Annotated in this window: 24 protein-coding genes; 13 read left to right on the top strand and 11 right to left on the bottom strand. The window is 66.5% G+C overall.

Features of this window, described 5'->3' with window-relative positions:
* Window positions 1–64: 64 nt before the first annotated feature.
* Both ACPXCG_RS14665 and ACPXCG_RS14660 read left to right on the top strand, forming a co-directional pair.
* Window positions 65–946: a peroxidase family protein gene (locus tag ACPXCG_RS14665; protein WP_425792678.1), complete on the top strand. Its 882-nt coding sequence runs from the start codon at window positions 65–67 to the stop codon at window positions 944–946.
* On the top strand, window positions 946–1,599 hold the full coding sequence (locus ACPXCG_RS14660) for a hypothetical protein (RefSeq protein WP_425792677.1): 654 nt from the start codon (window positions 946–948) through the stop codon (window positions 1,597–1,599). Before ACPXCG_RS14665 ends, ACPXCG_RS14660 begins: the two co-directional genes overlap by 1 nt.
* A gap of 6 nt (window positions 1,600–1,605) precedes the next feature.
* On the opposite strand, the gene ACPXCG_RS14655 is transcribed toward ACPXCG_RS14660, so the two are convergent.
* Window positions 1,606–2,625 carry a polyprenyl synthetase family protein gene (locus tag ACPXCG_RS14655; RefSeq protein ID WP_425792676.1) on the bottom strand — a complete coding sequence of 340 codons (1,020 nt, stop codon included), beginning with the start codon at window positions 2,623–2,625 and terminating at the stop codon, window positions 1,606–1,608.
* 102 nt (window positions 2,626–2,727) lie between these two features.
* Here ACPXCG_RS14655 and ACPXCG_RS14650 point away from each other — a divergent pair, with 102 nt between their 5' ends.
* Both ACPXCG_RS14650 and ACPXCG_RS14645 read left to right on the top strand, forming a co-directional pair.
* A complete protein-coding gene (locus ACPXCG_RS14650) occupies window positions 2,728–4,002 on the top strand; it encodes a geranylgeranyl reductase family protein (RefSeq protein WP_425792675.1) in 1,275 nt (424 codons plus the stop codon).
* Between the two features lie 26 nt (window positions 4,003–4,028).
* Window positions 4,029–5,000: an oxygenase MpaB family protein gene (locus ACPXCG_RS14645; protein WP_425792674.1), complete on the top strand. Its 972-nt coding sequence runs from the start codon at window positions 4,029–4,031 to the stop codon at window positions 4,998–5,000.
* A gap of 180 nt (window positions 5,001–5,180) precedes the next feature.
* Here ACPXCG_RS14645 and ACPXCG_RS14640 read toward each other — a convergent pair whose 3' ends face one another.
* Together ACPXCG_RS14640 and ACPXCG_RS14635 are read right to left on the bottom strand one after the other, a co-directional pair.
* On the bottom strand, window positions 5,181–5,879 hold the full coding sequence (locus ACPXCG_RS14640; protein WP_425792673.1) for a demethylmenaquinone methyltransferase: 699 nt from the start codon (window positions 5,877–5,879) through the stop codon (window positions 5,181–5,183).
* A 130-nt stretch (window positions 5,880–6,009) separates the two neighbouring features.
* Window positions 6,010–7,152: a glycosyltransferase family 4 protein gene (locus ACPXCG_RS14635; RefSeq protein WP_425792672.1), complete on the bottom strand. Its 1,143-nt coding sequence runs from the start codon at window positions 7,150–7,152 to the stop codon at window positions 6,010–6,012.
* 113 nt (window positions 7,153–7,265) lie between these two features.
* On the opposite strand from ACPXCG_RS14635, the gene ACPXCG_RS14630 reads away from it, so the two are divergent.
* Window positions 7,266–7,886, top strand: a complete 621-nt coding sequence (locus ACPXCG_RS14630; RefSeq protein WP_425792671.1) for a Type 1 glutamine amidotransferase-like domain-containing protein — start codon at window positions 7,266–7,268, stop codon at window positions 7,884–7,886.
* Here ACPXCG_RS14630 and ACPXCG_RS14625 read toward each other — a convergent pair.
* Window positions 7,835–8,371 carry a hypothetical protein gene (locus tag ACPXCG_RS14625; protein WP_425792670.1) on the bottom strand — a complete coding sequence of 179 codons (537 nt, stop codon included), beginning with the start codon at window positions 8,369–8,371 and terminating at the stop codon, window positions 7,835–7,837. The genes ACPXCG_RS14630 and ACPXCG_RS14625 overlap by 52 nt on opposite strands.
* 89 nt (window positions 8,372–8,460) lie before the next feature.
* On the opposite strand from ACPXCG_RS14625, the gene ACPXCG_RS14620 reads away from it, so the two are divergent.
* Genes ACPXCG_RS14620 through ACPXCG_RS14610 form a run of 3 tightly spaced genes read left to right on the top strand, consistent with a single transcriptional unit; the run spans window position 8,461 to window position 10,484 of the window.
* Entirely contained in the window at window positions 8,461–9,702 is a 1,242-nt protein-coding gene (locus tag ACPXCG_RS14620) for an amidase domain-containing protein (RefSeq protein ID WP_425792669.1), read from the top strand.
* The gene (locus ACPXCG_RS14615; protein ID WP_425792668.1) at window positions 9,699–10,109 is read left to right on the top strand and encodes a hypothetical protein; all 411 of its coding nucleotides are present in this window, start codon (window positions 9,699–9,701) and stop codon (window positions 10,107–10,109) included. The genes ACPXCG_RS14620 and ACPXCG_RS14615 overlap by 4 nt, the downstream gene beginning before the upstream one ends.
* 33 nt (window positions 10,110–10,142) lie before the next feature.
* A complete protein-coding gene (locus ACPXCG_RS14610) occupies window positions 10,143–10,484 on the top strand; it encodes a type VII secretion target (protein WP_425792667.1) in 342 nt (113 codons plus the stop codon).
* A gap of 40 nt (window positions 10,485–10,524) precedes the next feature.
* Here ACPXCG_RS14610 and menD read toward each other — a convergent pair whose 3' ends face one another.
* On the bottom strand, window positions 10,525–12,201 hold the full coding sequence (gene menD, locus ACPXCG_RS14605) for a 2-succinyl-5-enolpyruvyl-6-hydroxy-3-cyclohexene-1-carboxylic-acid synthase (protein WP_425792666.1): 1,677 nt from the start codon (window positions 12,199–12,201) through the stop codon (window positions 10,525–10,527).
* Between the two features lie 86 nt (window positions 12,202–12,287).
* Here menD and ACPXCG_RS14600 point away from each other — a divergent pair, with 86 nt between their 5' ends.
* The 3 genes from ACPXCG_RS14600 to ACPXCG_RS14590 all read left to right on the top strand — a co-directional run bounded on the left by ACPXCG_RS14600 (window position 12,288) and on the right by ACPXCG_RS14590 (window position 15,547).
* Entirely contained in the window at window positions 12,288–12,905 is a 618-nt protein-coding gene (locus ACPXCG_RS14600) for a class I SAM-dependent methyltransferase (RefSeq protein WP_425792665.1), read from the top strand.
* 215 nt (window positions 12,906–13,120) lie between these two features.
* Window positions 13,121–14,218: an AbrB family transcriptional regulator gene (locus ACPXCG_RS14595; protein WP_425792664.1), complete on the top strand. Its 1,098-nt coding sequence runs from the start codon at window positions 13,121–13,123 to the stop codon at window positions 14,216–14,218.
* Between the two features lie 45 nt (window positions 14,219–14,263).
* Window positions 14,264–15,547 (top strand): saccharopine dehydrogenase family protein, encoded by a 1,284-nt coding sequence (locus tag ACPXCG_RS14590; RefSeq protein WP_425792663.1) that lies wholly within the window; start codon window positions 14,264–14,266, stop codon window positions 15,545–15,547.
* Window positions 15,548–15,607: 60 nt separating this feature from the next.
* On the opposite strand, the gene ACPXCG_RS14585 is transcribed toward ACPXCG_RS14590, so the two are convergent.
* Entirely contained in the window at window positions 15,608–17,416 is a 1,809-nt protein-coding gene (locus tag ACPXCG_RS14585) for a hypothetical protein (RefSeq protein ID WP_425792662.1), read from the bottom strand.
* Window positions 17,417–17,552: 136 nt separating this feature from the next.
* A complete protein-coding gene (locus ACPXCG_RS14580) occupies window positions 17,553–18,203 on the bottom strand; it encodes a PaaI family thioesterase (RefSeq protein ID WP_425792661.1) in 651 nt (216 codons plus the stop codon).
* Between the two features lie 375 nt (window positions 18,204–18,578).
* On the opposite strand from ACPXCG_RS14580, the gene ACPXCG_RS14575 reads away from it, so the two are divergent.
* Window positions 18,579–19,547 (top strand): 1,4-dihydroxy-2-naphthoyl-CoA synthase, encoded by a 969-nt coding sequence (locus tag ACPXCG_RS14575; protein ID WP_425792660.1) that lies wholly within the window; start codon window positions 18,579–18,581, stop codon window positions 19,545–19,547.
* Between the two features lie 209 nt (window positions 19,548–19,756).
* Window positions 19,757–21,592, top strand: coding sequence for a glycosyltransferase (locus ACPXCG_RS14570; protein ID WP_425792659.1), 1,836 nt, complete (start codon window positions 19,757–19,759; stop codon window positions 21,590–21,592).
* 8 nt (window positions 21,593–21,600) lie between these two features.
* Here the strand turns inward: ACPXCG_RS14570 and ACPXCG_RS14565 are convergent, their stop codons facing one another.
* The 4 genes from ACPXCG_RS14565 to gmd all read right to left on the bottom strand — a co-directional run bounded on the left by ACPXCG_RS14565 (window position 21,601) and on the right by gmd (window position 25,858).
* On the bottom strand, window positions 21,601–22,896 hold the full coding sequence (locus ACPXCG_RS14565) for an O-antigen ligase family protein (protein ID WP_425792658.1): 1,296 nt from the start codon (window positions 22,894–22,896) through the stop codon (window positions 21,601–21,603).
* 110 nt (window positions 22,897–23,006) lie between these two features.
* Window positions 23,007–23,744: a hypothetical protein gene (locus tag ACPXCG_RS14560; protein WP_425792657.1), complete on the bottom strand. Its 738-nt coding sequence runs from the start codon at window positions 23,742–23,744 to the stop codon at window positions 23,007–23,009.
* A 120-nt stretch (window positions 23,745–23,864) separates the two neighbouring features.
* Window positions 23,865–24,821: a GDP-L-fucose synthase family protein gene (locus ACPXCG_RS14555; protein WP_425792845.1), complete on the bottom strand. Its 957-nt coding sequence runs from the start codon at window positions 24,819–24,821 to the stop codon at window positions 23,865–23,867.
* A gap of 14 nt (window positions 24,822–24,835) precedes the next feature.
* Complete coding sequence (gmd, locus tag ACPXCG_RS14550) at window positions 24,836–25,858, bottom strand: GDP-mannose 4,6-dehydratase (protein ID WP_425792844.1); 1,023 nt, start codon at window positions 25,856–25,858, stop codon at window positions 24,836–24,838.
* Window positions 25,859–25,905: the final 47 nt, after the last annotated feature.

Below are 25,905 nucleotides of genomic sequence, written 5' to 3'. Positions count from 1 at the left end.
CCAGGGCTTCTACCGCCCATAGCGTTGCTGACATCCACTGGACCACCACCGTGAGGACCCGACCATGTTCACGAAATTCAGTCACACCGGGGAGGTGGCCACACAGGACGAACTACTGTTCACCACACCGTTCGGCTACATGTTCCCCGACGCCGCCCACTCGTCGTCGCGGCTGCTGCCCAATTCCCCCGAGACCCTGGCTGCGCTCAAACAGCTCGGCGACGCGATGGCCACCGACGTGGTTGCCAACCCGAACGACTCGGGCATCCCGGCCGTCTTCACCTATTTCGGTCAGTTCATCGACCATGACCTCACCGCCCGCACCGACCGCGACTCGACCATCTCCACGCTCGGGCGCGGTGAACCGGTGAACCCACGCAACCCGGACGAGGTCACCGCGAGTCTGCGCAACGGGCGTCGTCCACAGCTCGACCTCGATAGCGTTTTCGGCGATGGGCCGTCACTGGCCGCAGGCTCCACCACCGAGTCCGATGATCTGTACGACGCCGATCTCAGACTGGTGGTCTTCAACCCCGCAGGCCGTCGGGACGTGCCGCGTGACACGGCGAACCGCAGCGCCCGAATCGCCGACTCGCGAAACGACGAGAATCCCAACATCTCCGCACTGCACTGCGCGTTCCTGTTGTTCTACAACAAGATCTACGACGCACAGGTCGCCGGCACGCCAGCCTGCAAGCACGTCCGGGCACGCCAGCTGACGCGTTGGGCTTACCAATACGTGGTGGTGCAGGATTATCTCGCCAAGGTCTGCGACCTCGCCGTGGTGATCGACACACTCGCCAACGGGCCCCGCTTCTACGGCAACTCGGCCGGTCCCGGCCAGACGTTCATGCCCCTCGAATTCTCCACCGCTGCTTTCCGTTTCGGCCACACGATGATCGACCACGCTATCAGCTCAACGGTGCCACGCCCGCGCTCGACGTGATGAAGATCCTCGGCCCGTCGCAGGGGCTCAACAACGACCCGACGCAGTCGAATCCGGACTTCTTCGACGACGCCGATCCAGTGAAGTATCAACTCAAACCCAGTGTGACTCTGGACTTCAACTTCTTCACCGGCACCAGCGCGAACGTGCAGTTCGCGCGCAAGGTCGACTCCAACATCGCCGCGGGTCTGGGTGACCTGCCACTGGGCACCCGCCGGGACGATCCGATCCTGGGGCACCTGGCCAAGTCGAATCTCGTTCGCGGCTACAGTCTCTCGGTGCCGTCGGCACAGGCCTGTTGCGAAGCGATGGGTGTGAAACCGATGACGCTCAGCGAGATGGCCGACACGATGAACGGCGAAAGCGCAGCGGTCGCACAGATCTTGACCACCACCGCGCTGGGCCAACGCACCCCGCTCTGGTACTACATCCTCCGCGAGGCGGGCGCCCAGGCGGGCGGCGAGCATCTCGGCGAACTCGGCAGTCGCATCGTCTGCGAGACCATCATCGGTTCCCTGAAGTCCGACCCGAACAGCTACCTCAACGCCAACGATCTCGCGGTGACGCCCTCGGGGGTCGACGTCGGCGGAAAGGTGATCGGGACCCTCACCGACCTGATCAACCACTCGGGAGCGGGGCCGGTCGGCCCGTGACCGCCGCTACCCGGTCCGGTCGATCGTGTACCGCACCAACGACGACAATGCCGTGTGCGCAGGCCCCTCGGGCAACTGTGCGAGTTCGGCCTCGGCCTCGTCGGCGTAGGCACGGAGACGGTCGTGCGCGGCAACCATGCCCGACGACGCGTTGAGCACCTCGATGGCATCGGTGACCACCGCGTCGTCGGTCACCGGCCGCGCCGCGCCGGTCTGCGGATCGCAGAGGAGTTCCCGCAGCCGCGTGGCCGCGGCATCGTCGGCGCGCAGCGCATAGAGCACCGGCAGGGTGTGCACGCCCTCGCGCAGATCGGTGCCCGGCGTCTTGCCGGAGTCACCGGTCGCCGAGCTGATGTCGATGATGTCGTCGGAGATCTGGAAGGCGGTGCCGATGATGTCGCCGAGTCGGGACAGCCGCTCGATGCGGTCGGGCGCCGCGTCCGATGCCATCGCGCCGAAGCGTCCGGCCGCCGCGATGAGCGAACCGGTCTTCTCCCACACGACCTGTAGGTAATGATCGATGGGGTCGCCACCCTCGCGGACCCCCACAGTCTCGCGCATCTGGCCGGTGACCAGTTCGGCGAACGTCTCCGCGATGATCCGCACGGCATCCGGACCCAGTGTCGACACCAGCCGCGACGCACGAGCGAACAGAAAGTCGCCGGAGAGGATCGCCACGCTGTTGGTCCACCGCGCATTGGCGCTGGGTGCACCGCGCCGCAACTGCGCCTCGTCCATCACGTCGTCGTGGTACAGGGTCGCCAGATGGATCATCTCGACGACGGTGGCCGAGGTGATCACCTCCGACCCCCCGGGCCGTGTGCCGAATTGCGCGGCCAGGATCGCGAACATCGGGCGGAACCGCTTGCCCCCGGCCTTGGCCAGATGTGTGGCCGCCTCCGTCATGATCTCGTCGCCTGACGACAGTTCTGCCAGTAGCAGGTCCTCGACCTGCGCCAACGATCCCCGCACGGTGTCGGCGAACTCGTCGGTGCCCAGGTCCAGCCCGGCGAATGTGGACTTCACGCGTTCCACCGCTCCATCTCGTCGTCGGTCTCGAGGGCCGCCGGTCACACTCGGGGCCTGCTGCCGAGCGTAGTCGCTGATGCGGGCCGACATACTGGTCGGGTGAGTAGCGACATACCCCCTCCCCCGATACCGCAGCGCGCCGAAGTCCTCGTCGTCGGTGCCGGGCCGGGCGGATCCGCCGCGGCCGCGCACGCCGCGACGGCGGGACACGACGTGGTCCTGCTGGATGCGGCCACCTTCCCCCGCGACAAGACCTGCGGCGACGGACTGACCCCACGTGCGGTCGCCGAACTCGATCACCTCGGCCTCGGCCGCTTTCTCGACGACCGGCCGCGTCTCGACGGACTCGCCCTGCACGGCTGGGGCGCCTCGCAGCAGATCCGATGGCCCTCGGGTCGTTTCCCCACCTTCGGCAGCGCCGTGTCCCGCGTCGAGCTCGACGAGGAGATCCGCGCCCTCGCGGTGGCCCGTGGCGCACAGATGGTCCAGGGAGCGAAGGCCGTCGACGTGACGATGCGCGACGGCCGGATCGCCGAGGTGGTCGTCGACACCTCCGACGGCGCCCGGTCGATCGCGGTGCGCAACGTGATCGTCGCCGACGGCGTGCGATCCGGACTCGGCAAGGCCCTGGGGCGCGAATGGCATCGCGAGACCGCGTACGGGGTGGCCGCGCGCGCCTACGTGAAGTCGGGGCGGGCCGACGACAACTGGATGGGCTCACATCTCGAACTCCGCGGCCCCGACGGTGCGCTCCTGCCCGGCTACGGATGGGTGTTCCCGCTCGGCGGTGCGGGAGACGGCCTGCTCAACGTCGGCGTCGGCGCCCTCGCCACCGCGAAGCGCCCGGCGCACATGGCATTGCGGCCCATCCTCGAGCATTACACCCGCATGGTCGGCGACGAGTGGGCCATCGAGGGCCCACCGCAACGCCTCACGTCGGCACTCCTCCCGATGGGCGGCGCGGTGACCGGTGTCGCCGGCCCCAACTGGATGCTCATCGGCGACGCCGCAGCGTTGGTCAACCCGCTGAACGGCGAGGGCATCGACTACGCGCTGGAGGCCGGGCGCCTCGCCGTCGAACTGCTCGACGAGACCCGCGGCTCCCCCGACCACACCACCCGCTGGCGCGATGTCCTGATCGGCCAGTACGGCCTGGCGTTCTCCGCGGCCCGACGGCTGGCCGGACTGCTGACGGTCCCCCAGGCAGTCCCCACCCTCGGCCGGCCCGGCATGCGGTCGACACACCTGATGTCGATGGTCGTCCGCGTGATGGGCAACCTGATCACCCCCGACGACGCCGATCTGGTCGCGCGCGCATGGCGCACGGCCGGGCGCCTGTCGTCGCAGATCGACGACCGTCCACCGTTCCGATGACACATTTTCGATGATATGTTTCAACGATGAACGCAGCCAGCATTCCGACCCGGGTGAAACATGCCGTGCAGAACCGCGTGTCGTCCCGCTATCGGCTGCGCGGTGAGATCGACGCGGTCGACTCCGCCGACGACCCGGTGGCCATCTCCGCGTTGCTCGCCACCCGCGAGTTCCCGTGGAGCATCACCCAAGCGCTGAGCTTCGCCCTGTTCCGCACCTACGCGGTGCCGTCGATCGGTGAATTGCTCTTCGACACGCAGCAGTTCACCAAGCAGACGCAAAAGCGCTACGACGACACCGTGCTGTTGCTCGACGCACCGATCGAGCACGGCTTCAACAGTGCGGCCGGCCGCGCCGGAGTCCGGCGTATCAATCAGATGCACGCGATGTACGACATCTCCAACGACGACATGCTGTACGTGCTCTCCACCTTCGTGGTGTGCCCGGTGCAGTGGGTGAACTCCTACGAGTGGCGGAAGCTGACCGGCCACGAGGTCACCGGGCTCACCAATCACTACCGCATACTCGGAAAGCACATGGCCATCAAGGACATTCCGGCCACCTACGAGGAGTTCGAGCAGTTCTACGAGGAGTACGAGCGGCGACACTTCGCGTTCAGCACGAAGTCGCTGGCGGTGGCCGATTCGACCCTCGATCTCCTCGGCACCTTCCTGCCCTACCGGCTGCTACCGCGGTGGGTGGTGCGTCGGATGTCGTTCGCGCTCATGGACGATCGCCTGCTGACTGCGTTCCACTACCCGAAGCCGACCGCGGCCGAGCGGGCCGTGGTGCGCGGCGGACTGAAGCTACGCGGCCTCGCCATCCGCTTCTTCGCCCGCCCGCGCACCGAACCGCTCTACGGCCGTCAGACCAAGCAGGTCCGCGGCTATCCGCGCGGATATCGGCTCGAGGAACTCGGCACGTTCACCCCGGGCTGCCCGGTGCCGCACCTCCAGCACGCCGACAGCAACCCGGATTCCGTCGACAGCACCACATAAACGGCCCACCGACGGTCGAACAGCCACCAACCGCCAGCCGAGCCCGTCACCAACCGCCAGGCGAGCCCGTTACCAGCCGCCGGTCGAGTAGCCACCAACCGCCAGCCGAGCCCGTTACCAGCCGCCGGTCGAGTAGCCGGCGAGGCGCCAGCCGAGCCGGCGTATCGAGACCCCCGACCCTCAGCGCACCGCCGAATGAATCGCCGCGATCCCCCCGGTCAGGTTCTGCCAGGCGACATCGGAGAACCCCGCCGTCCGGAGCAGCGCCGCCAGATGCGTCTGGTCTGGCCAGGCGCGGATCGATTCGGCGAGATACACATACGCGGCCGGATTGCTCGACACCTTGGTCGCCACCGCCGGCAGCGCCCGCATCAGATACTCCATGTAGACCGTTCGGAACGCCCGGAACGTCGGTGTCGAGAACTCACAGATCACCAGGCGCCCACCGGGTTTCAGAACCCGGCGCAATTCGGCGAGCCCCTTCGGCGCGTCGTGGACGTTGCGCAGCCCGAACGAGATGGTGGCGGCGTCGAAGGATTCGTCCGCGAACGGCAGTGCGAGCGCGTCGGCCGCCACCTTGGGCACCTCCCGGTGCGCGCCTGCCTTCAGCATCCCCAAGGAGAAGTCGGCGGCGATGCAGTGCGCCCCCGACGTCGCCAGCTCCGCCGTCGACACCGCGGTACCGGCCGCCAGGTCAAGCACGATGTCGCCGGGACGCAGGTCGAGGGCCTTGCGGGTCTTGCGCCGCCAGCCGCGGTCCTGCCCGAACGAAAGCACCGTGTTGGTCCGGTCGTAGCGCTTGGCCACGCCGTCGAACATCGCCGCGACCTCGGCCGGATCCTTGTCGAGCGTTGCGCGGTCCTGCGGCCCGGTTTCCATGTCGACAACGCTACCGGCCGCCGGGCGAGCAACGAGAACCGATATGGATGCAGTCTCAGCGAGAGCTCCCGGCAATAATCTCCTCGACGGCGCACTCACACCGCATCCATATCCCGTCCGCCGACGCAGGTCAGCCGGCGAGCGGCCGAATCGCCAGGTCGCCGCCGATCACCGCGCGATAGTGCGCAAGCAGTTCGTCGCAGATCACCGGCCACGTGCGGGCCCGGACCGCCGACAGCGCGGCTCGACCCATCTCCGCTCGCAGCGCATCATCACGCAGCACCGCGACCACCGCAGGCAGCCGCTCGGCATACTCCGACGGGGGCAGCAGATAGCCCGTTCGGCAGTGGTTGACCAGGTCACGGGGTCCACCGGCATCCGGGCCGACGACCGGCAATCCGCTGGCCATCGCCTCCTGGATCGCCTGGCAGAACGTCTCGTGCTCACCGGCGTGCGCGAACACGTCGAAGCTGGCGTACGCCCGCGCGAGGTGTTCACCGCGGAGCTCCCCGGTGAACACCGCCCGCGGCATCAGTGCCTCGAGCCGAGCGCGTTCGGGCCCGTCCCCGACGATGACGAGTTGCACCGACGGATCGTCGGCCACCGAGGCCAGCCGCTCCACATGTTTCTCGGGCGCGAGCCTGCCCACGAAGCCGACGATCAGCCTGCCTCGGCCCCAGTCGGAGCGCAGTCCCGCATCGGCGTTCGCCGGGTCGAACTGATCGAGATCCACTCCCCTGCCCCAGTGGTGCACGCGTGGCACACCTTGCGCGGCAAGCATTCTCATCGTGTCTGTCGAGGGAGCGAGGGTACGGTCGCACATCTCGTGCAACCGCCGCGTATAGCGCCAGGCCAGTCGCGAGGTGATCGCGAGCCCGTAGCTGGCGGCGAATCCCGCGACATCGGTCTGGAACACCGCGACGGACGGCAGATCGAGGCGTCGAGCTGCGGCGGCGCCGGCCGCGCCGACGACGAACGGCGAGGCCAGATGCACGACGTCGGGGTTCATGTCGCGCAAAGTGCGGTACAGGGTCGGCGTCGGCACTCCGATCGGCAACGACGTCACCTTGGGAACCATCACCGACGGCACCAGGTGCACCGGTGTCCGACGGCCGATCAGTCGTGGTGCCGTTTCCTCACCGCGGGGCGTGTCCGGTGCGATCACCAGGGTCTCGTGGCCGGTGCGTTCGAGGTGCTCGACGACCCGCAGGACGGAGTTGACCACTCCGTTGCACTGCGGCAGGAAACTCTCGGCGACGATCGCGACCCGCATGGCTTCATGGTCGCGGAACCCGTTGTCCGGGGCCGCCGAATCCGAATGATCCGGACACGAACAGCCGGTGAACTTCTCGTCCGATCCGTCACCGTCGATGACAAACTGATCGCATGGCCGAGCTGCTGCTGTTGAGTCGATGGCTGGGGGCGGTCCCCGCCTTCCTCGCCGCCCACGGGGTGGCCCCGGGTGCGCGTATCGGCTTCGTGCCGACGGCATCGTCGATCTATGCCGACCGTGCCTGGGTCGACCTGGATCGCAGCACCCTACGAGACCAGGGGTTCACCACTGTCGAACTCGACATCGAGACGATGCCGACGACCGAGTTGGCCGGCGCACTCGACGACCTCGACGCAGTCTTCGTGTCCGGCGGCAACGTCTTCCACCTGCTGGCGGCGCTGCGTCGGACCGGGTTCGCCGAGATCCTCACCGAGCATGTCGACGCCGGACTCCCCTACCTCGGTGCGAGCGCGGGGGCCTGCGTCGTCGGCCCCGACATCGAGCCCCTCGCCATGCTCGACGACCCGGCCGAGGCCACCGACCTCACCTCGACGACCGGACTCGGCTGGATCGACGAGGTGGTGGTGCCGCACGCCGACGGCATCGTCAGCGGACCGGCACTCGTCGACGCAGTGCGCACCCGGTTCGCCGATCGGTTCGCCTTGCGATTCCTCGACGACGATCAGGCGTTGCTGGTCTCCGGCGTTTCGGTCTCGGTGGTCGCGTCGTCCTGATCCGGGTCGTCGGTGAGGTCTTGGTCGGTGAGGTCTTGGTCGGTGAGGTCTTCCGATGACGAGCGGGACAGCATCCGGCGATTGATCTCGGACAGCGCGATCATCACCGCACCGACGACGAGCCACCCGACCACGGCGATCGACAGCGCCGGAATGATCGCCAGGGTCCAGCTGCGGCCGGCCGGCCGCGCCAGGTCCGGGTTCGTGACGTCGTACTCGACGCTGATCCGCTGACCCTGGGTCAGCTCCGTCGGGTAGAGGAGGCCGAGACGAGGGCTGTGGAACTGCCCGTCGGGGGTCTGGAAATTGACCGCGGCGTGCAGCCGATCCGCCGACACCACGTCGGCCATGACCATCGCACGGTTCTCGTCGATCTGCCGATCATTCCGATGACAGCCTGCGACGAGGACCAGGCCCATCGTCGTGACCACCACGCCGAGTACAAGCAGCACGATCTGCACACGGCGCAGGATGGTCGGGTTCATGAATGACAGGATATGGCCTACGGCGATTCGAGTCGTAAGCTGCTGAGGTAGCGAACCGATTCCTGGGGGAAATGGTTACATTTGCCGGGTTGCGAGACGCCCGACCGTCGCTGTGGGAAACCGCTGCGGACGACATCCTGAACGTCAGCAAGCAGGCCGAACGCACCGCCGACAACATCCACGCCAACGGGGTCGCACCACTGAAGGACGATTGGCCCGACCACACGGGCGCCCAGGCACGCGGAACGCTCACACAATGCGCCAATCGGATGACAAATGCAGGCGTCCTGGCGCGAGGCGTCTCGACCGCACTCGACACACTCGAAGATGCGATCGGCATCGCGCAGCGCATGCTCACGGCAGCGACAACCTTCGCCACGTCGCGCAGCCTGACAGTGGACGGCAGCGGCAGGGTGTCGATATCGCCTGACGCATCAGTCGACGACCCCCTTGGCATCGCACTGTCCCTCGCCGAAGCCCAATCCATGATCGACGACGCCATCGAGGCCGCGTCCCAGGCCGACCAATCCTGTGTCGATGCAATCGCCGCCTGCGCGGTCGACCCGGATTCGGTGTCGACCGACGAGGCACGTACCCGTCAGAGCACAGCGGTGCAGGCTGCCCTGCAGGAGATGCGAAACCTTCTTCCCGACGGACAGTCGCCGGCCGCAGTGCGGGCCTGGTGGGACGGCTTGACCGCGGAGCAGCAAATGCAGTTGAGGCGAGCTGTTCCCGTCGAGTTGCACGATCTCGACGGCGTCCCCGACGACATCAAACAACGACTCACCGATACCGGCCTCGGATACAACCCTGTCGAGACCGTACGGTGGGCGATCGCGAATGCACAGAACGAGGACATTGACGTCTTTGGAAACAACTGTGCGAACTTCGCATCGCGATCCCTCGAGGCCGGCGGCCTCGACGAGAAGATGGACGCCTGGGCCGGCAGCCTCGACAGCCGCAATTGGGGCAGGTCCCCCGCGGGCGAAGACGATCTGATCCCCGGGATCGAGGGAAAGACCCACACGAAATCGTGGTACAACTCCGACGCCCAGCGTGAGTTCTTCCTCACCAACGGTGGCCACGAAGTCCCTTCGAACCAGGCGATGCCGGGCGACGTCGTCTACTTCAACTATGCTCAGCCGCACCCGTCCGGGGACGTCAGCCATCACACCGCTGTGGTCACCGGCGTACTGCCCGACGGCCAGGTCCTCTATACACAGCACACGCCTGGAGCGGCCAACTTGAGTGTGCAGGAACGACTTCCGATGATCGAACAGAACGAGGGACAACAATCGATCACCATCGTGCGACCATCGGAGATCTGGTGAGCGGATCCGAGATGCGAGCCACCCGCAACCCGAGCTGGATAGCGGCGAGTATCGGGCTGGTGACGCTCGTCGTCGCTTTCGCCTGCCCGGTGATTCTCCAGCTGCGCCGCGACGATTGGGTCCGCGACGCGATACGCACTCAGTGCCGGGACCTCGCCGCGCTTCCGCCGGCCGCGGTTTTCGGAGGCCTCCAGATCACCTTCGCCCTCATCGCTGCTGCCGCCTTCGCCGTGTCCTGGCGCCGGGTTCGGACCGACGGCGGCCGAAGCCGGCTGGTCCCGATTCTCGCCGTGCTCGTCTTCGTCGGCGTGGCGGTTGCGATATACGGCGCGCTCATCGTCATCGACGCACCGACGTCGCCGTATTCGGGCGTCGACGGTAGCGGACTGCCCTGCGGCAGTGGCTGAGCCTGTGAAAGAACCAAACGAAAGTGGTCTGTGATGAGCGACAGGATCACCATCGACCCGGGCGCGGTCCGGAACGCCGGAGCTGCCATCGACGCCGAGGCCGGCGAGGCAACGGCCGCGCTGACAGCTCTGTTCGATTCGGCTCACCCTGCCGCAGAGGGGAACGTGGGATTCGCCACCGGCGCCAAACTCATCGCTTTCGCGGACGACCTCAGATCGGAGCTGGACGCCACGATCAGCGAATTGTCGACAACAGCCCACAAGATCGCGAATGGCGCAACACAGCTCGAGCGAACGGATGCGGATACGGCGGAAGGAATCAGCCGGATCGCCACCGCCCTCAGCGGTCTTGGCAACGACCCGCTGGCAGGTTAGCCGCGCGGCGCGAGGGTCGGCGTAGAGGCGCCGCTCCCCCCTACGCCAGCCGCGCCGCGATCGCCGCGTGCACGTCGCGCAACGCCGCACGATCGGTGCTCACCTCGACCACCTCGACGCCACCCGCCGGCGCCGGTTCACCCAGCACCGACGACAGCTCGCCCAGCCCGACCCGACGATGCGGGATGTGGAAACCGGCGCACAGCGACGCGAGGTCGGCGCGGTGCGGCGTGCCGAAGATCCGTTCGTAGGCACCCGCGTAGGGACCGCTGTTGAATCGCGGATCGCCCTGCTCCAGCAATCCGAAGATGCCGCCGCCGTCGTCGTTGGCCACGACGATCCGCAACGACGACGGGCGTGGCTCACCCGGCCCCACCACCAGCCCGGTGACGTCATGGATGAAGGTCAGATCGCCCATCAGGGCAATGGTGTGCGCTCCGGGATCGGACCTGTCCAAAGCCAACGCCGCGCCGATCACCGTCGAGTTGGTGCCGTCGATCCCCGCGACGCCGCGGTTGGAGAGCACCCGCACCCCCTCGGTGACCCGCCCGGCCAGCGCGACGTCGCGGATCGGATTGCTCGCCCCGACCACCAGCTGGTCGCCGGGTCGCATGGCGGCACTGACGACCCGCGCGACGTGGAGTCCGGTGGCGGCATCCGGATCGTCGAGCAGCAGGCTGTCCAACTCGGCATCCACCGCGCCGAGAACCCGCTGCTGGGCGGCCGCGCATTCCTTGAGCCACTCCTCGCGGGCCTCCCCGATCGGTTCGACGCGCGTGCCGGTGGCGTACACGTTGCCGGACACATCCGGCCAGCGCGGACCGGTGGTGAGTGCGTAGACACGCACCTCCGGGTCGGCCAGCAACTGCGAGACGCCGCGGTGCAGCGTGGGACGCCCGCAGATGATCGCCTGCTGGGGCCGCAACGGTCCGAGCGCCAGCGGATGCAGCGGCGTATGCGCTTGCGGCGCAGTCGGTTCCGCCACCGTCGGAATACCAGCGAGCGCGGGATGGATCCCCGCCCCGTGACCCGAGATGACGACGGTGTCGAGCGAGAGGTCGATGGGGATCGGCACGTCGAGCTTGCCGACCGGAGCCTGGGTCCACGGGAGTCCGTCGGGGCGGCCGGCGAAGCTCCCGAGATCGTCGTCGGGTCCGGCGCTCGCGTCGGGCACCAGCGGCTCCCGCAACGGGATGTCGAATTGGACGGGACCGGCGTTGCCGCTCCGGGCACCGCGGGCGGCCGCCAGCACACGTCCGACTGCCGACCGCCACTGGCTGTTGGTGTCGAGGTCCTGCTCGGCCAGGCCGAGGCTGATCGTCGCGCGCACCTGGGTGCCGAAGATGCCGAACTGTTCGACGGTCTGGTTGGCTCCCGATCCCAGGAGCTCGTAGGGCCGGTTGGCGCTCACCACCACCAACGGCACCCGGGCATAGTTGGCCTCGAACACCGCCGGGCTCATGTTCGCGACCGCGGTACCGCTGGTCATCACGATCGGTACCGGCTGCCGCGACGCCACCGCCAGCCCGAGGGCGAGGTAGCCGGCCGATCGCTCGTCGATACGCACGTGCAGCCGCAGCCGACCCGCCGCGTCGGCCGCATGCAGCGCGAACGCCAGAGGTGCGTTGCGCGAGCCCGGGCACAGGACCGCCTCGGTCACGCCGCCGCGGATCATCTCGTCGACGATGACCCGGGCCTGCAGAGTCGAGGGATTCATTCCATCAGCGTAGGACTGCGCCCGGGTGTCATCCGAACAGCCTGACGACAGTGGTGCTCGTCACAGCGCTGCGGCAAGATCGGTGCATGGGCTTTTACGACGACCGCATCCTTCCGCACCTGATCAACCTGACCTGTGGGATGTCGGCGCTGACGCCGTTGCGGCGGCGCACCTGCGAAGGGCTGTCCGGTGAGGTCGTCGAGTTGGGATTCGGCTCCGGCCTCAACGTCGACGTGTACCCCGACACGGTGACCCGCGTGTCCGCGATCGAACCCTCCGACGGCGGGTGGCGCATCGGCGCCGACCGCGTCGCGTCATCCCGCGTCCCCATTGAGCGAGCCGGTCTCGACGGCCAGCGCCTTCCCTTCGACGACGACACCTTCGACGGAGCGCTCACCACGTTCACGATGTGCACCATCCCCGATCTGCCCGCCGCGCTGTCGGAGGTCGCGCGGGTGGTGAAGAGCGGCGGCACACTGCACTTTCTCGAGCACGGCAGCGCGCCCGACGCCGCGGTGCGCCGATGGCAGCACCGCCTGGAACCGATCCAGCGCCGGGTGGCCGGTGGCTGCCACCTGACCCGCGACATCCCTGGGGTACTCGCCGACGCGGGCCTCACCGTCACGGCGATCGACCGCTTCTATCAGCCGGGCACCCCGAAGTCGTTCGCCGCGATGAATCTCGGGGTCGCGCGGGTCGCGTGATCTCGATACACCTGCTCGCTACGCTCGCGGGCTACTCGATCAACGGATGACTCGTCCCGCCCGTTGAGCAACGACTGACCCGTCCCGCCCGCTTGAACAACGACTGACCCGTCCCGCCGATTGAGTAACGACGCGCGAGCGTAGCGAGCTCGTCGTGTATCGAAACCGAGTCCGAGACCCAGGCCACACCCACCCCACCGCCTACTCTCGACCGAGTGCGTCGCTGGTTCGTGTTGGCCCTCCTCACCGCGATCGCGACCTACCTTCTCGAACTCCTCGAAGTGGACGCGGCCGCGTTGTTCGCCGGCCTCGTCGTCGCGGGCGCGCTGGCCATCGCGGGTTTCGCCCCACGACGAAGGTCCGCACCGCGTGAGGCTGACGACGCCGACCCCGCCGACGACTCCGCCCCGCCCGCGATCCCGCGACCGGCGATGCTCGCCGCGCAGGGGGTGCTCGGCGTCTACATCGGCACCATGGCCGATCCCGAGACCCTCTCCGGGCTCGGGTCGTCGTGGATCCCGGTGCTCGCCATCGGTCTGGGCACGCTGGCGCTCTCGGTGATCGGCGGCGCACTGCTCGGACTGCATCGTCTGGTCGACCCGTTGACCGGGTCTCTGGCCCTGGTGGCCGGCGGCGCGTCCGGCCTCGTCGCGCTGACCAGGGAGCTCGGCGGTGATGAACGCATGGTCGCGGTGATCCAATATCTGCGGGTCGCGCTGGTCACCATCACGATCCCGCTGGTGGCCTCGGTGGTCTTCGATGCGCAGTCGTCGAACGCCACGGTCCCGTCCCCGAGCGGCGGCGACCAGGCCTGGGGACTCCTGCTGCTCGCGGTCGGCCTCGGTATCGGCATCCCGGTCGGGCGCCTCATCCACCTGCCCGCGGCCGGACTCCTCGGCCCGATGGCCGTGGCCACCATCGCCGAACTGACCGGCTTGGCCGGCGACGCCGCGGTGTCCACGATTCTGCTGACCGTGGCCTACGCGGTGATCGGATGGCAGGCCGGCCTCGGATTCACGATGGACCGTCTGCGGGCCATCGGCCGTGTCCTGCCGGCCGCGCTCGTGCTGATCCTGGCGATCGGTGTGGGCTGCGCACTGCTCGGGGTGTTGCTGTCGGCGTGGACCGGCGAATCGATGTTCGACTGCTACCTCGCCACCACCCCCGGTGGCATCTACGCCGTGCTCGCCGCCGCAACCGCGGCCGGGTCGAATGTCGCATTCGTCGTCGCTGCGCAGATCCTGCGCGTGTTGCTGATGCTGTTCGTGGCGCCGTTCGCAGCCCGTGCCGCTGCCCGTCGGTTGGTGCGCTGACCGGCGACCTCGACCGGGTACCGGCACCTGACTAGAGTCGGGGGCATGAACGGGGACGCCAGCTCACCAGCACCAGGATCGAATGCCCGCGAGTTCGATGTCGTCGTATTCGGTGTCACCGGGTTCGTCGGCGAACTGACCGCCCGATACCTCGCCGAGCACGCGCCGACCGGCACCAAGGTCGCGTTGGCGGGACGGTCGGAGACCAAGCTGGCCGCCACCCGCAAACGGCTGCCGGCCCGCGCGCACGATTGGCCACTGATCGTCGCCGACTCGTCGTCGCCCGCATCGCTCGACGCGATGGTCGCCCGCACCCGCGTCATCTGCACCACCGTCGGACCCTACCTCCGCTACGGCGAGGCCCTCGTGGTCGCGGCGGCGAGCGCCGGCACCGACTACGTCGACCTCACCGGTGAGGCCCCCTTCGTCCACTTCTCCATCAACAAGGCGCACGAGACCGCGGTCGCGACCGGCGCACGGATCGTCCATTCCTGCGGGTTCGACTCCGTTCCGTCCGACCTCGGCGCCTACCTGTTGTACAAGAAGATCGGCGACGACAACGCGGGCGAACTCACCGACACGACCTTTGTGGTCAAGTCGTTCAAGGGCGGCATCTCCGGCGGCACCTTCGACTCGGTGCGGGTCATCGCCGAGCAGTCGCGCGACGCCGAGACGCGGCGGTTGCTGCTCAATCCCCATTCGCTGTCCGGTGAACCCGGCAACACACCCCGGGTCTCGATGTCGTCGGAGCCCAGCGACATGACGATGATCAGCGCCAAGAAGGTCGATCCGTCCATGCGCGGCACGTTGGCACCGTTCTTCATGGCGGCGTCCAACACCCGGATCGTGCGACGGACCGACGCCCTGCTCGACAACGCATACGGCAAGGACTTCCGGTATGCGGAGACGATGTCGGTCGGGCAGGTCCCCGGGGTGTCCACGCTCATCGCCGGCGTCGTCGCGGTGGGCACGGGCGTCTTCCTCGGTGCGATGAGCTTCGGCCCGACCCGCAAGCTCCTCGACCGCCTGCTCCCCAAGCCGGGCGAAGGACCGAGCGAAAAGGTCCGGGAGAAGGGGTCTTTCGTCACCGAGACCTACACCACCACGACCACCGGCCGCCGCTACCGCTCGCAGATGCGCATGAAGGGCGATCCGGGTTACAAGGCGACCGCGATCATGCTCGGCGAGAGCGCGCTGACGCTGGCCCTCGAACGCGATCGCCTCTCGAGCCTGACCGGCGTGCTGACCCCGGCCGCGGCCATGGGCGACGTCCTCGCCAACCGCCTGCGCGCCGCCGGCGCCACCCTCGACGCCGTCGAGCTCACCTGACCCTCGCCGACGGCAACCGGCATCTCGCCGACGGCAACGTCTTTCGCGCCGACGGCAACGTCAGGCGACGACCGCCACACCCTCGACCGGCTTCACCGCGTCCACCGTCCGCCGCGTGATCGACGGAATCCCGTCCCCGGGCAGCGTGTCGGTCTCGGTGACGGCCGGGCCGGTGGTGGTGCCCTGGGCGACCAGCGTGCCGTAGAGCCTGGGCTCCCCTTCGGCATCCCGCTCGCCCTGCACCGAGGTGACCGCGTACGCCCCCTCGGGAAGGTCGATCCGGTGTGTCCCACCGGCCTCGACGACGTAGAAGTCGGTTTGCGGCAACGTGTTCGACGCCGCGCCCCCGGTGAACACGGTGACCGCGATGTCCTGGTCGCTGTCGTTGTGGATGGTGAGCCCGCCGGTGTCGGTCGTGTAGTAGACGCCGTCCGCGGCCCCGTCGGCGCCGGTCGCGAAGGTCGGCCACAGGATGCCGGTCGCCAGACCATCCGACGGGTCCCAGAACCGGTCGTCCGGATCGGCGACGGGATCTGCGGTGTCGCGGATCGCCCCACCGAACGGGTTGAAGTTGTAGCTCAGCGTCTGATCATCCTGCACGACGACCATTCCGTAGATGATGGCCCGCCCGGCTGAATCACGTTGCCCCTGCATCACATAGCCGGAGATGTCACCGGAGGCGTCGATCGTCGTCGAGCCGCCCGCAGGGACCACGTACACACCGTCACCGTGCGGGACGTTGAACTGATCCACCGCGATGATCGCGACATCCGTCTCGGTCGTGTTGGTGAACGTGATCGTGTCGGCATCGGCGTCGTAGGTATAGGTGATGCCGTCGTTGTCGACGATCCGGTAGTTGTCACCGATCAGCACCTGGAAGTCCGAGGGATCGAGATACTGGTTCTCCGGATCGATGCCCGACCACACCAGCCGTGCAGTGAGGACCTTGATCGCCTGGGCCAGCAACGAATCGTCGGTGTCGGCGGCCGCGACCCGGTTGCCCGACGACAATTCCGCGACGGTCTGGGTCGGGATGGTGAACCGTTCGCCCGGTCCCAGCAGACCGACGTAATCGGTGCCGTCGTCGCGGCTGCGCCGGCTGAGCACACCGGCCGTCACGAGACTCTGGTTGAGGAAGATCAGGCTGTCACGTCCGGGTCCGTTCACCAGCCGGTAGAAAACGCCAGAGCCGAGCGCCAGGGCAGGCGCCGCGACGGCGGCAGTGGTGCCCGGCTCGCCGACGAACTCGTCGACGGGCGGGGTCGACGACGATGTCTCGGAACCGGGCGCCACTGCCGCGGCGGGGTCGGGCGACGTCCGTTCCACGGAGGGTGACATGTCCGCGCGGTGGCGTCCCGCCGACGTCGGGTCGGCACGGTGACGACCTGGGTCGTGGGTGTCGGCATGATGCCGTCCCGGCCACTGGGATTGCGAAGGCGTTGTCGATGGCGAGGTCGACGGCGATGTGGATGTCGGAGCCGAGGTCTCCTCGGCGGGCTGCTGCTCCGACGTCTCGGGCGCTGCGGTGTCGCCCGACGCCGCGTCGTCGGGGGCGCCTTGGTCTGCCGATCCCGCATCGGCCGCAGGCTCGGTCGCCCCGCCGGCCCCACCCGATGGCGCCTCCGTGCTCGGGGCGTCGGGTGCCGGGGTCGATTCGCCGGTCTCACCGGTCGAAGGCACGTCATCCGTTTGACCCGCGCCGGCGTCCGCTGCCTCCGATCCGGAGTCCGCATTCGACGGCGACGAGACGCCGGAGTCGGTTCCGGTGCCGTCATCCGCGGCGGCGATCGCGGCAGGCGCGGCGATCACCAGGGCGGCAGCAATGCCCGATGTGGCGACGATTCGCCGGGTCCGACTCAGTCTCTGCACCGACGATCTCGTCATTTCAGCCCCTCAGCGTCACGACCGCACCGAATCCCGCGAAATTGTCGCCGGGATGGTCATGAGTTCGATCGCGATTAAGGCCGGTGACGTTACCGATTCCAGAGGTCGCCGCTGGGGATCGCTATTGCTGGCCGGGATTGAGCTTGATGAACAACGCGTCCATCTCGGCGCACAGCCGGTCACCGTCGTGGATGGTGCCCTTGATGAACACCTTCCGGCCGTCGACCTTCTCGGCCCAGGTCCGGCATTGCAGAGGCGTGTTCAACGGGGTGATCGATCGGTACTGCACGGTGAGATAGGCAGTCCGGCTGACGCCTTCGATCGCCACCGCCGATGCATATCCGCCGAGATCGTCGAACGCCACCGCAACCTGACCACCGTGCGCGGCGTTGTTGCCCCCGAGGTGGAAATCGCGGAAGGTCACGGTCGCAAAGACCCCGTCGTCGTTCACGTCGGTGACCTCGAACGGCGGAAGGGTGATGTTGCCGCGGGCGGGCAGGTCGATGCGCGTTCCGGCAGGTGAATGCCACTCGTCGATCCGAACGGCCGCAAGCTTCTCGTTGACGGCGGCGAGCTGATCGATCAGTTCGTCGGTCAGCTCGGGCGTCGGGCAGGCGTAGCGCGCGCGGTCCATGAGAGTGCGGACCTGCTCGCTGAACTCCCCGTACCGCGGGCCGCCTCGTTCGGTTGTGATGGCCGTGTGCGCGCGGAAGCCGCCCTCGTGGGGATCCTCGATCTCGGTGGTATCGGGACTGACGGCACCATCACTCATGGATCAACCGTATAGAACGGACAAACTGCGGTCGCGACCGACTGTTGCGTTGCTGCACACATCCGAACAGCCGACAACGGCCGACTAGTCAGGACGGTTGAATTCCGACGGCGATCGACCGGCAGACATGGACCGACCGCGGGAGGACTCGTAATGATCTCTCAAATGGACCGCGCGACCGACGACCAGCGCCACGACGAGAGCGATTGTCACCCACACCGTGAGCGCCAACACGATCCCGATCGAAACGGACATATAGTTACTGTTGCAAAGAACGAAATCTCATGCAATGAGTTTAAAGATAAATAACCGGCAACGTTGGGTCACAAATGGCGCGCCCGCTTGCCACCGATCGACCGGCGATACCCTGACCGGATGGACGCCGATCACCGGACAGAAGACCAGCAGCCCTTCGACACCTCGGCCTGGGCACCCATCCGCGCCATCGGCGACTTGACCGACATCACCTACCATCGCCACACCGGCGCCGGCCGCGAGTACGGCATCGTCCGCATCGCCTTCGACCGGCCAGAGGTTCGCAACGCGTTTCGACCGCACACGGTCGACGAGCTGTACCGCGCTCTCGACCACGCTCGCCGCTCCCCCGATGTCGGCACGGTGTTGCTCACCGGCAACGGTCCGAGCCCCAAGGACGGCGGCTGGGCGTTCTGCAGCGGTGGAGATCAGCGGATCCGCGGCCGCTCGGGCTACCAGTACGCCACCACCCACGATTCCGACGTGACCGGCGCCGGCGCCGACACCGTCGACGACGCGCGCGTGAAGGCCGAAGGTGGCCGCCTGCACATCCTCGAGGTTCAGCGACTGATCCGCACCATGCCCAAGGTCGTGATCGCGGTGGTCAACGGATGGGCAGCCGGCGGCGGTCATTCCCTGCACTCGGTGTGCGACCTGACCCTCGCCTCACGTGAGCACGCGCGATTCAAACAGACCGACGCCGACGTCGGCTCCTTCGACGCCGGCTACGGCAGCGCCTACCTCGCCAAGCAGGTCGGCCAGAAGTTCGCCCGCGAGATCTTCTTCCTCGGCGAGGCCTACGACGCGGACACGATGTACCAGATGGGCGCGGTCAATCGCGTTGTCGCACATGCCGACCTCGAGAAGACCGCCATCGAATGGGGCCGCAAGATCAACGGCAAGTCACCTACGGCCCAGCGCATGCTGAAGTTCGCGTTCAACCTCACCGACGACGGCCTCATGGGGCAACAGGTCTTCGCCGGCGAGGCGACACGGTTGGCATACATGACCGACGAGGCCGTCGAGGGGCGAGACGCGTTCCTGGAGAAGCGGTCTCCGGACTGGGACGCGTTTCCGTATTACTACTGAACGCGAGCGGCCGGTCAATGAACGATTCGGCGCCTTGCCGACGATCGGTCATCTACCGTGATCACCAGGACCTACTGAGGCCTGCCGAGGGCTACGCGCACACCTGATCGATACTCTCCCGAGCACATCCCACCCTCGCACCAGATGTCGTAAGGTGAGCGGTGACTCGGGGCACCTGACGGCACGTCCTGTTCGGGAGGAACACCGCGATGAGCGACTCCAATCAGCCTAGGCAGGCGGATTCCGGAACCGCCGAACGGCACTTCGTCGAAGCCGGTTCACCCGCCGACGTCTGTGTCGTGATCGTGACCTACCAAAGCAACGACGACATCGACGCCATCATCGACGACCTACGTCTGGAGGCCAGGGATCTACGTCTCCGGATCGTGGTCGCCGACAACAACTCGCCCGATGGAACTCTCGAGAGGGTGCGCACCCATCCGGATGTGATCGCGGTCGACACCGGCGGCAACCTCGGTTATGCGGGCGGGATCAACGTGGCGACCGAGTTTGCCGAACCCTGTGAGACATTGTTGATCCTCAATCCAGACCTGCGACTCGAGCCCGGCGCCGTCGGTGAGATGCTCGTAACCCTTCGAGCAGACCAGCGCATCGGGGCGGTGCTCCCGAAGATCTTCCGGCCAGACCACACGGTATATCCGTCGATACGCTTCGAACCCTCAGTGAGTGGTTTGCTCGGAGACGCCGTGTTCGGCAGCGCAATCTGGCTCGGACGACCAACGGCATTGTCCGAATTCGACTATCGCGCACACAGTTACGATGACGCCCACGACGTTGACTGGGCGACCGGTGCCGCGGTGCTGATCCGCTCTTCGGTGGCCCGCGAGGTCGGTCCGTGGAATGAGTCCTTCTTCTTGTATTCCGAGGAGATCGACTACTTCCGAAGAATCAGAGACAGCGGTCACCTGATTCGGTATCAACCGCGCTCCGCAGTCGTGCACACATTGGGCGGCTCCGGCACCTCGCCCGTGCTGGCAGACCTGTTGGCAGTCAATCGTGTGCGGTACCTCGAACTGCACCATGGTCGCCTGTACAGTGCCGCCGGCCGAGCGTCGGTGGCGTTGTCCGAGGCACTCCGGTCCTACGATCGGGACCACAGACGCCGACTCGGCATCGTCCTCCGACGACAACGCTGGGCGCAACTGCCAACCGCCGACATTCCGAAAACCGCCGAATCCATCGCAGTCGACCGAGACCGAGGGACGGTGATCGTTCCGGCCTACAACGAATCAGCGGTGATCGAACGGACGCTGATGCCGCTCAGCCGTGCGGCCGTCGATGGAGTCATCGAGCTGATCGTCGTCTGCAACGGGTGCACTGACGACACCGCCGCGCGCGCCCGAAAGATTCCCGGGGCCCAAGTGATCGAATTGACCACCGGATCCAAGACCCTTGCATTGAATGCCGGCGACGAACTCGCTACGTCCTGGCCGCGTGTATATCTCGACGCCGACATCGAAATCACCCAGCGCGCCGTGCTCGACATCCTCGATCGATTGCGACGCGGCGATATTTTGGCCGCGCGACCGGAATTTCGTTATGGCACCGACGATGCCGGACCAATCGTCCGCAGCTATTACCGCGCACGCTCACGCATGCCAGTCCATCGCGACGCATTGTGGTGGGCAGGTGTGTACGCGCTGACTGAAGAAGGCCACGCTCGCTTCGGACGGTTTCCGGACGTCACCGGCGACGACAAATTCGTGGACACCCAGTTCGCGCCCGACGAGAAGACTGTCGTGTCGACCGATCCGTCGATATGGACGACGCCGACGAACACTCGTGGACTGATCAAGGTGCTCGGACGCCACCAACGAGGCAACGCCGAACTCGCCGAGCACAACCCAGAATCCGCGCGCCCGACAGGCCGCACGACCGCACTTGCGGTGCTGGCGTCCGTTCGTGGTCCACGCACGGCCGTCGACGCACTCGCCTACCTCGTGGTGGCGACATTGTCCCGGTACAAGGCCGGGCGCGGCGAGACCACCTGGGAACGCGACGACACCAGCCGACGGCGGCGCTGATCTGGATATCAGCGCACGCCTTGTGCCGCGGCCTGTTTCCCGATGCGGGGAAGTGACTCCGGTTTGTCCGTGCTCCGTTCGTTCTCGTCACTGAGCACAGCCACCAGGCTCCAGAACAATCCGTAGAGCAGGAAGATCAACAGAACCGCCTGCTGAAATGAGAACAGGTCGAATACCGTCGTGGACACCACGATCGCGCCGAATGATGCGGCCAGCGCGAAGACGAGATCTCTGTCTCCGGGCGTCCGCGTCTCACGCAACGCGCCGGTTATCCCCACCACGCCGCCGACGATCAGGAGGATCAGCGCTACGGCTCCGACGACGCCGCCCATCACGAGAACCTGTAGCCATTGGTTATCGAGGTATCGGGTGTGTTCCGGCACGGTGCTGCCCAAGCCGTGCCCGAGCCAAGGTTTCAAGCGGAACATGTCGCCGACGTACTTGTAGTCGTCCAGGCGTGTGGTGATGCTCGGATCCTTTGCCGCACCGGTAAAGAGATTCTTGACCGCGGCAAACAGATCCGGGGCGGCCACGTAGTACACCGCCGTGATCACCCCGACAGCGGCGACGGAGGCGAATATGACCTTCAGCGGCTGCGCAATCATATAGATCAGCGCGACCACACCCAGCGTCACGATGGCCGACCGCGACACACTGGCCGGCACGGCGACGAGAAGCAGCACGCTGACACAACCCGTGAACAACCGAATTCGTGATGTCGCCCCGAAACGGGTGTAATGCAAAGCTATCGGAAGGAGCGCGGAGACGAGTACCGAGAACTCGATGGGGTGCGCAGCCGTACCCGTCACGCGCGTGAAGCCTTCGCGGATGGCCAGTCCGACCTGGCGGGTCTCGACAAACCCAGGCGGCACCAAGAAGTCTCGATAGTCGACGTTCATCAAGCCTTGTAGCAGCCCGATGCAGACCGATATCGCGGCGCCGGCGAGGATTGACAACAGGACGAGGTCGATCGCTCGTCGAGTCCGCACAGTGGTGATGATGAACAGGCTCAGGCCGACAAATGCAACCGACCCGAGCAGTGATCGGATCTCGGCCGCGACGATGTCAGCGGGAACGGTAGCCGACTTGTCTCCCTGTGTGAACAGCACGCACTGGATCATCAGGTAGACCGCGAGAATCATGACACCGACAAGAATCAGAGGCTGGGCACGAGTCCTCCGCGACAGCAGTTGATTCGATGCGCGTCTCGCCGGCGAGCACAGTGAGAGCGCGACGCAGGCGAACATCAGCAGGCCGAGCAATCGAGCGGGCGAGCCGTTGCCGCGCAACGGTCCGGGCAGCACTGCTTCCGACGGCAATGCGAAGAGGACGAAGCCGAATGCCATGAGCGCGAACGGTAATCGCATGTCACGCGGTTGCTGGTCGCGAACGGGCACGAGCTCGGGGCCGACACTCATCGATGCGAGAACACAGTATGTTCTGGGGTGGAGGGCTGCTCGTCCGGCGGCTCCCCGGACGAGGGCTCGTCGCGGTCGGCCCGACGACTACGCCTTCTCCCGATGAACTCGATGATCGCGTTCACGATGACAGCGGCCAGAGCGGCAATCAGAATGCCGGCGACAACGGTGGCGATCAGTTCGCGGGTCCGTGCCGGGATGGCGCCCACCGGCTGCGACGGCTGCGCGACGACAAATGTCTTCGCCATCTGATCTGGCGGGACACCCGCCGCTTCCTGCAGTGACCTCAACGCCTCATTGGATGCCGCGACCGTCAAGGCGACACTTCGCGCAACCGCATCAGCGTCCTCGCCGGCGGCGCTGATCTCGATGATCGGTAGCTGGCTGCCACTGTCGGAGCTCTTCACAGTGATCGTGACCGGGGCGGTTCCCCCGCCCGCCCGCACCTTGTCGCCCACCTGCGGTTGCAGCAATGCTGTGTCGAGCAGGTTTGCCAGCATACTGGGACCACCGGATTCTTCGAGGCCGTTGCGCGACTGAACGGTGGAGCCGTCCGGACGAGAACCTGCCACCACTTCGACACTCGGCGTCGTGATTCCGATGGTGGCACTCGAGTAGTACTCGATTTTCACACCCGAATAGTTGTTGTAGGCGATCACGAACGTGATGAGGACGATGGGGAGGGTCACCCACCATCTTCGGAGAGCGATCCGGGTGACGTCGAAGAGGTCCATTCGGCCGCAGCCTCCTAATCACAGACCGGCGAACATACCAGGATGCGCCGAGGCACCGCCGACTGTTCCGGTCCCGGCGGTGTGTTCTTCCATATCGACATCGCACTTGATTGTGTTACGTCATCTGCGCACATGATCGCCTCGTCGATACCAGTCCACGGTTTCCCCGATCCCCTTCTCGAGATCGATCTGTTGCGACCAGCCGAGCCCATGCAGCGTGGTGATGTCGAGTACCTTACGCGGCATGCCATCTGGGCGGGACATATCCCATTCGGTCGTGCCGCTGAAACCGGTCAGCTTCGAGACGATCTGCGCGATGTCGGCGATCGACATGTCCTCGCCCGTACCGACATTGACGGGTGCCGTCTCGTCATAGTGCTCGAGCAGGTGGATGCATGCACCTGCCGCGTCGTCGACATGCATCAACTCACGTCGCGGCGTCCCGCTCCCCCAGTTGACCACCGCATCCCGGCGGTTCGCCACGGCATGCGAGTAGCGCACGATCAATGCGGGGACCAGATGGGAGGAATACGGTGAGAAGTTGTCACCGGGTCCGTACAGATTGGTCGGCATCGCCGAAATCCATGGAAGCCCGTACTGACGCCGGACAGCCTGCACCTGGATGAGTCCGGCTATCTTCGCGATTGCATAGGCCTCGTTCGTAGGTTCCAACGGCCCTGTGAGCAGGGCGGACTCCTCGATCGGCTGCGGCGAGTCCCGCGGGTACACACACGAGGAGCCGAGGAAGAGTACCCGCGGCACGTCCACCTCGAGCGCCGCGTCGAGCACGTTCACCTGGATCTGCAGGTTCTCCGACACGAAAGCGACCGGCTCGACGCTGTTCGCCCCGATTCCTCCGACCTTCGCTGCTGCCAGGACGACGACCTCCGGCCGCTCGCGGCGCATGAAGGAGAAGACCTGGTCCCGGTCGCGTAGGTCGAGGTCATCGCGTGTACACACCATCGGATCGATGCCTCGCGCGGTGAGGGCACGCACTATCGCAGAACCCACCAGCCCTCGATGACCAGCGACGAAGACACGACCTGCCGTCCCGAGTGGATGGACGGCAGGACTCACCTGACCACTGACGCTCACACCCACCCCCGGACGTCGGGCCTGTCGATGTACGGCTCGCCCGCACTGTCGAGCGACTTGATATCGGCGTCGACCATGATGGCAGCGAGCCGGGGAGCCGTGATGGTCGGCCGCCAGTCCAACACCCTGTTCGCGCTGCTCGCATCGCCGACGAGATCATCGACCTCGGTCGGGCGGACATACCTCTCATCAAACGCGATGTGATCACGCCAGTTCAGCCCGACATGCGAGAATGCGGCCTCGGCGAAATCTCCCACGGTATGGCCGGCCCCGGTCGCGAGCACGAAATCCTCCGGCACCGGGGCCTGGAGCATGCGCCACATCCCCTCGACGTATTCTGGCGCGTATCCCCAGTCCCGCACCGCATCGAGGTTTCCCAGATACACGCAATCCTGTTCTCCGCGATGGATTCTCGCGACGGCACGGGTGATCTTTCGCGTGACGAACGTTTGCCCGCGTCGTGGCGACTCGTGATTGAACAAGATGCCGTTGACGGCAAACAGTCCGTAGGCCTCCCGATAATTGCGTGTGATCCAGTGCGCGTAGAGTTTCGCGATCCCGTATGGCGACCGGGGATGAAAGGGCGATTGTTCGTTCTGCGGTGGGGACGTCGATCCATAGATCTCCGAGCTCGACGCCTGATAGAACCGGCATTGCAGTCCGGTCTGCCTGATCGCCTCGAGGAGCCTGGTGGTGCCGATCGCGGTGACGTCACCAGTGTGCTCCGGCTCGTCGAAGCTCACGCGCACATGTGACTGGGCCGCGAGGTTGTAGACCTCATCCGGCCGGATGTCTGCCAGTAGCCGCATGAGCCGAATCCCGTCGGTCAGGTCGCCGTAGTGCAGCAGCAGCCGTGCGTCGGGGTCATGCGGGTCGCGATATATGTGGTCGATCCGCCACGTGTTGAACGATGATGCTCGCCGAACGAGGCCATGCACCACATAGCCCTTGGACAGCAGAAGCTCCGCGAGGTAGGAGCCGTCCTGCCCGGTGATTCCGGTGATGAACGCAGTTGGCAATGTGGGCCATCCCTTCCACCTGTTGGCCATGCGGGACCACCTGATTC

The organism is Gordonia sp. DT218 (assembly GCF_049847105.1).
Classification (GTDB): domain Bacteria; phylum Actinomycetota; class Actinomycetes; order Mycobacteriales; family Mycobacteriaceae; genus Gordonia.
This window is presented reverse-complemented; position numbering and strand designations above follow the sequence as displayed.

Bases quoted from the DNA above. Each gene is read 5' to 3' on its own strand.
- ACPXCG_RS14635 (WP_425792672.1), bottom strand. From the start codon at position 7,152: ATGCGGGTCGCGATCGTCGCCGAGAGTTTCCTGCCGCAGTGCAACGGA.
- ACPXCG_RS14560 (WP_425792657.1), bottom strand. From the start codon at position 23,744: ATGGACCTCTTCGACGTCACCCGGATCGCTCTCCGAAGATGGTGGGTG.
- ACPXCG_RS14610 (WP_425792667.1), top strand. From the start codon at position 10,143: ATGAGCGACAGGATCACCATCGACCCGGGCGCGGTCCGGAACGCCGGA.
- ACPXCG_RS14600 (WP_425792665.1), top strand. From the start codon at position 12,288: ATGGGCTTTTACGACGACCGCATCCTTCCGCACCTGATCAACCTGACC.
- ACPXCG_RS14590 (WP_425792663.1), top strand. From the start codon at position 14,264: ATGAACGGGGACGCCAGCTCACCAGCACCAGGATCGAATGCCCGCGAG.
- ACPXCG_RS14660 (WP_425792677.1), top strand. From the start codon at position 946: ATGAAGATCCTCGGCCCGTCGCAGGGGCTCAACAACGACCCGACGCAG.
- ACPXCG_RS14630 (WP_425792671.1), top strand. From the start codon at position 7,266: ATGGCCGAGCTGCTGCTGTTGAGTCGATGGCTGGGGGCGGTCCCCGCC.
- menD (WP_425792666.1), bottom strand. From the start codon at position 12,201: ATGAATCCCTCGACTCTGCAGGCCCGGGTCATCGTCGACGAGATGATC.
- ACPXCG_RS14570 (WP_425792659.1), top strand. From the start codon at position 19,757: ATGAGCGACTCCAATCAGCCTAGGCAGGCGGATTCCGGAACCGCCGAA.
- ACPXCG_RS14580 (WP_425792661.1), bottom strand. From the start codon at position 18,203: ATGAGTGATGGTGCCGTCAGTCCCGATACCACCGAGATCGAGGATCCC.
- ACPXCG_RS14665 (WP_425792678.1), top strand. From the start codon at position 65: ATGTTCACGAAATTCAGTCACACCGGGGAGGTGGCCACACAGGACGAA.
- ACPXCG_RS14640 (WP_425792673.1), bottom strand. From the start codon at position 5,879: ATGGAAACCGGGCCGCAGGACCGCGCAACGCTCGACAAGGATCCGGCC.
- ACPXCG_RS14645 (WP_425792674.1), top strand. From the start codon at position 4,029: ATGAACGCAGCCAGCATTCCGACCCGGGTGAAACATGCCGTGCAGAAC.
- ACPXCG_RS14575 (WP_425792660.1), top strand. From the start codon at position 18,579: ATGGACGCCGATCACCGGACAGAAGACCAGCAGCCCTTCGACACCTCG.
- ACPXCG_RS14625 (WP_425792670.1), bottom strand. From the start codon at position 8,371: ATGAACCCGACCATCCTGCGCCGTGTGCAGATCGTGCTGCTTGTACTC.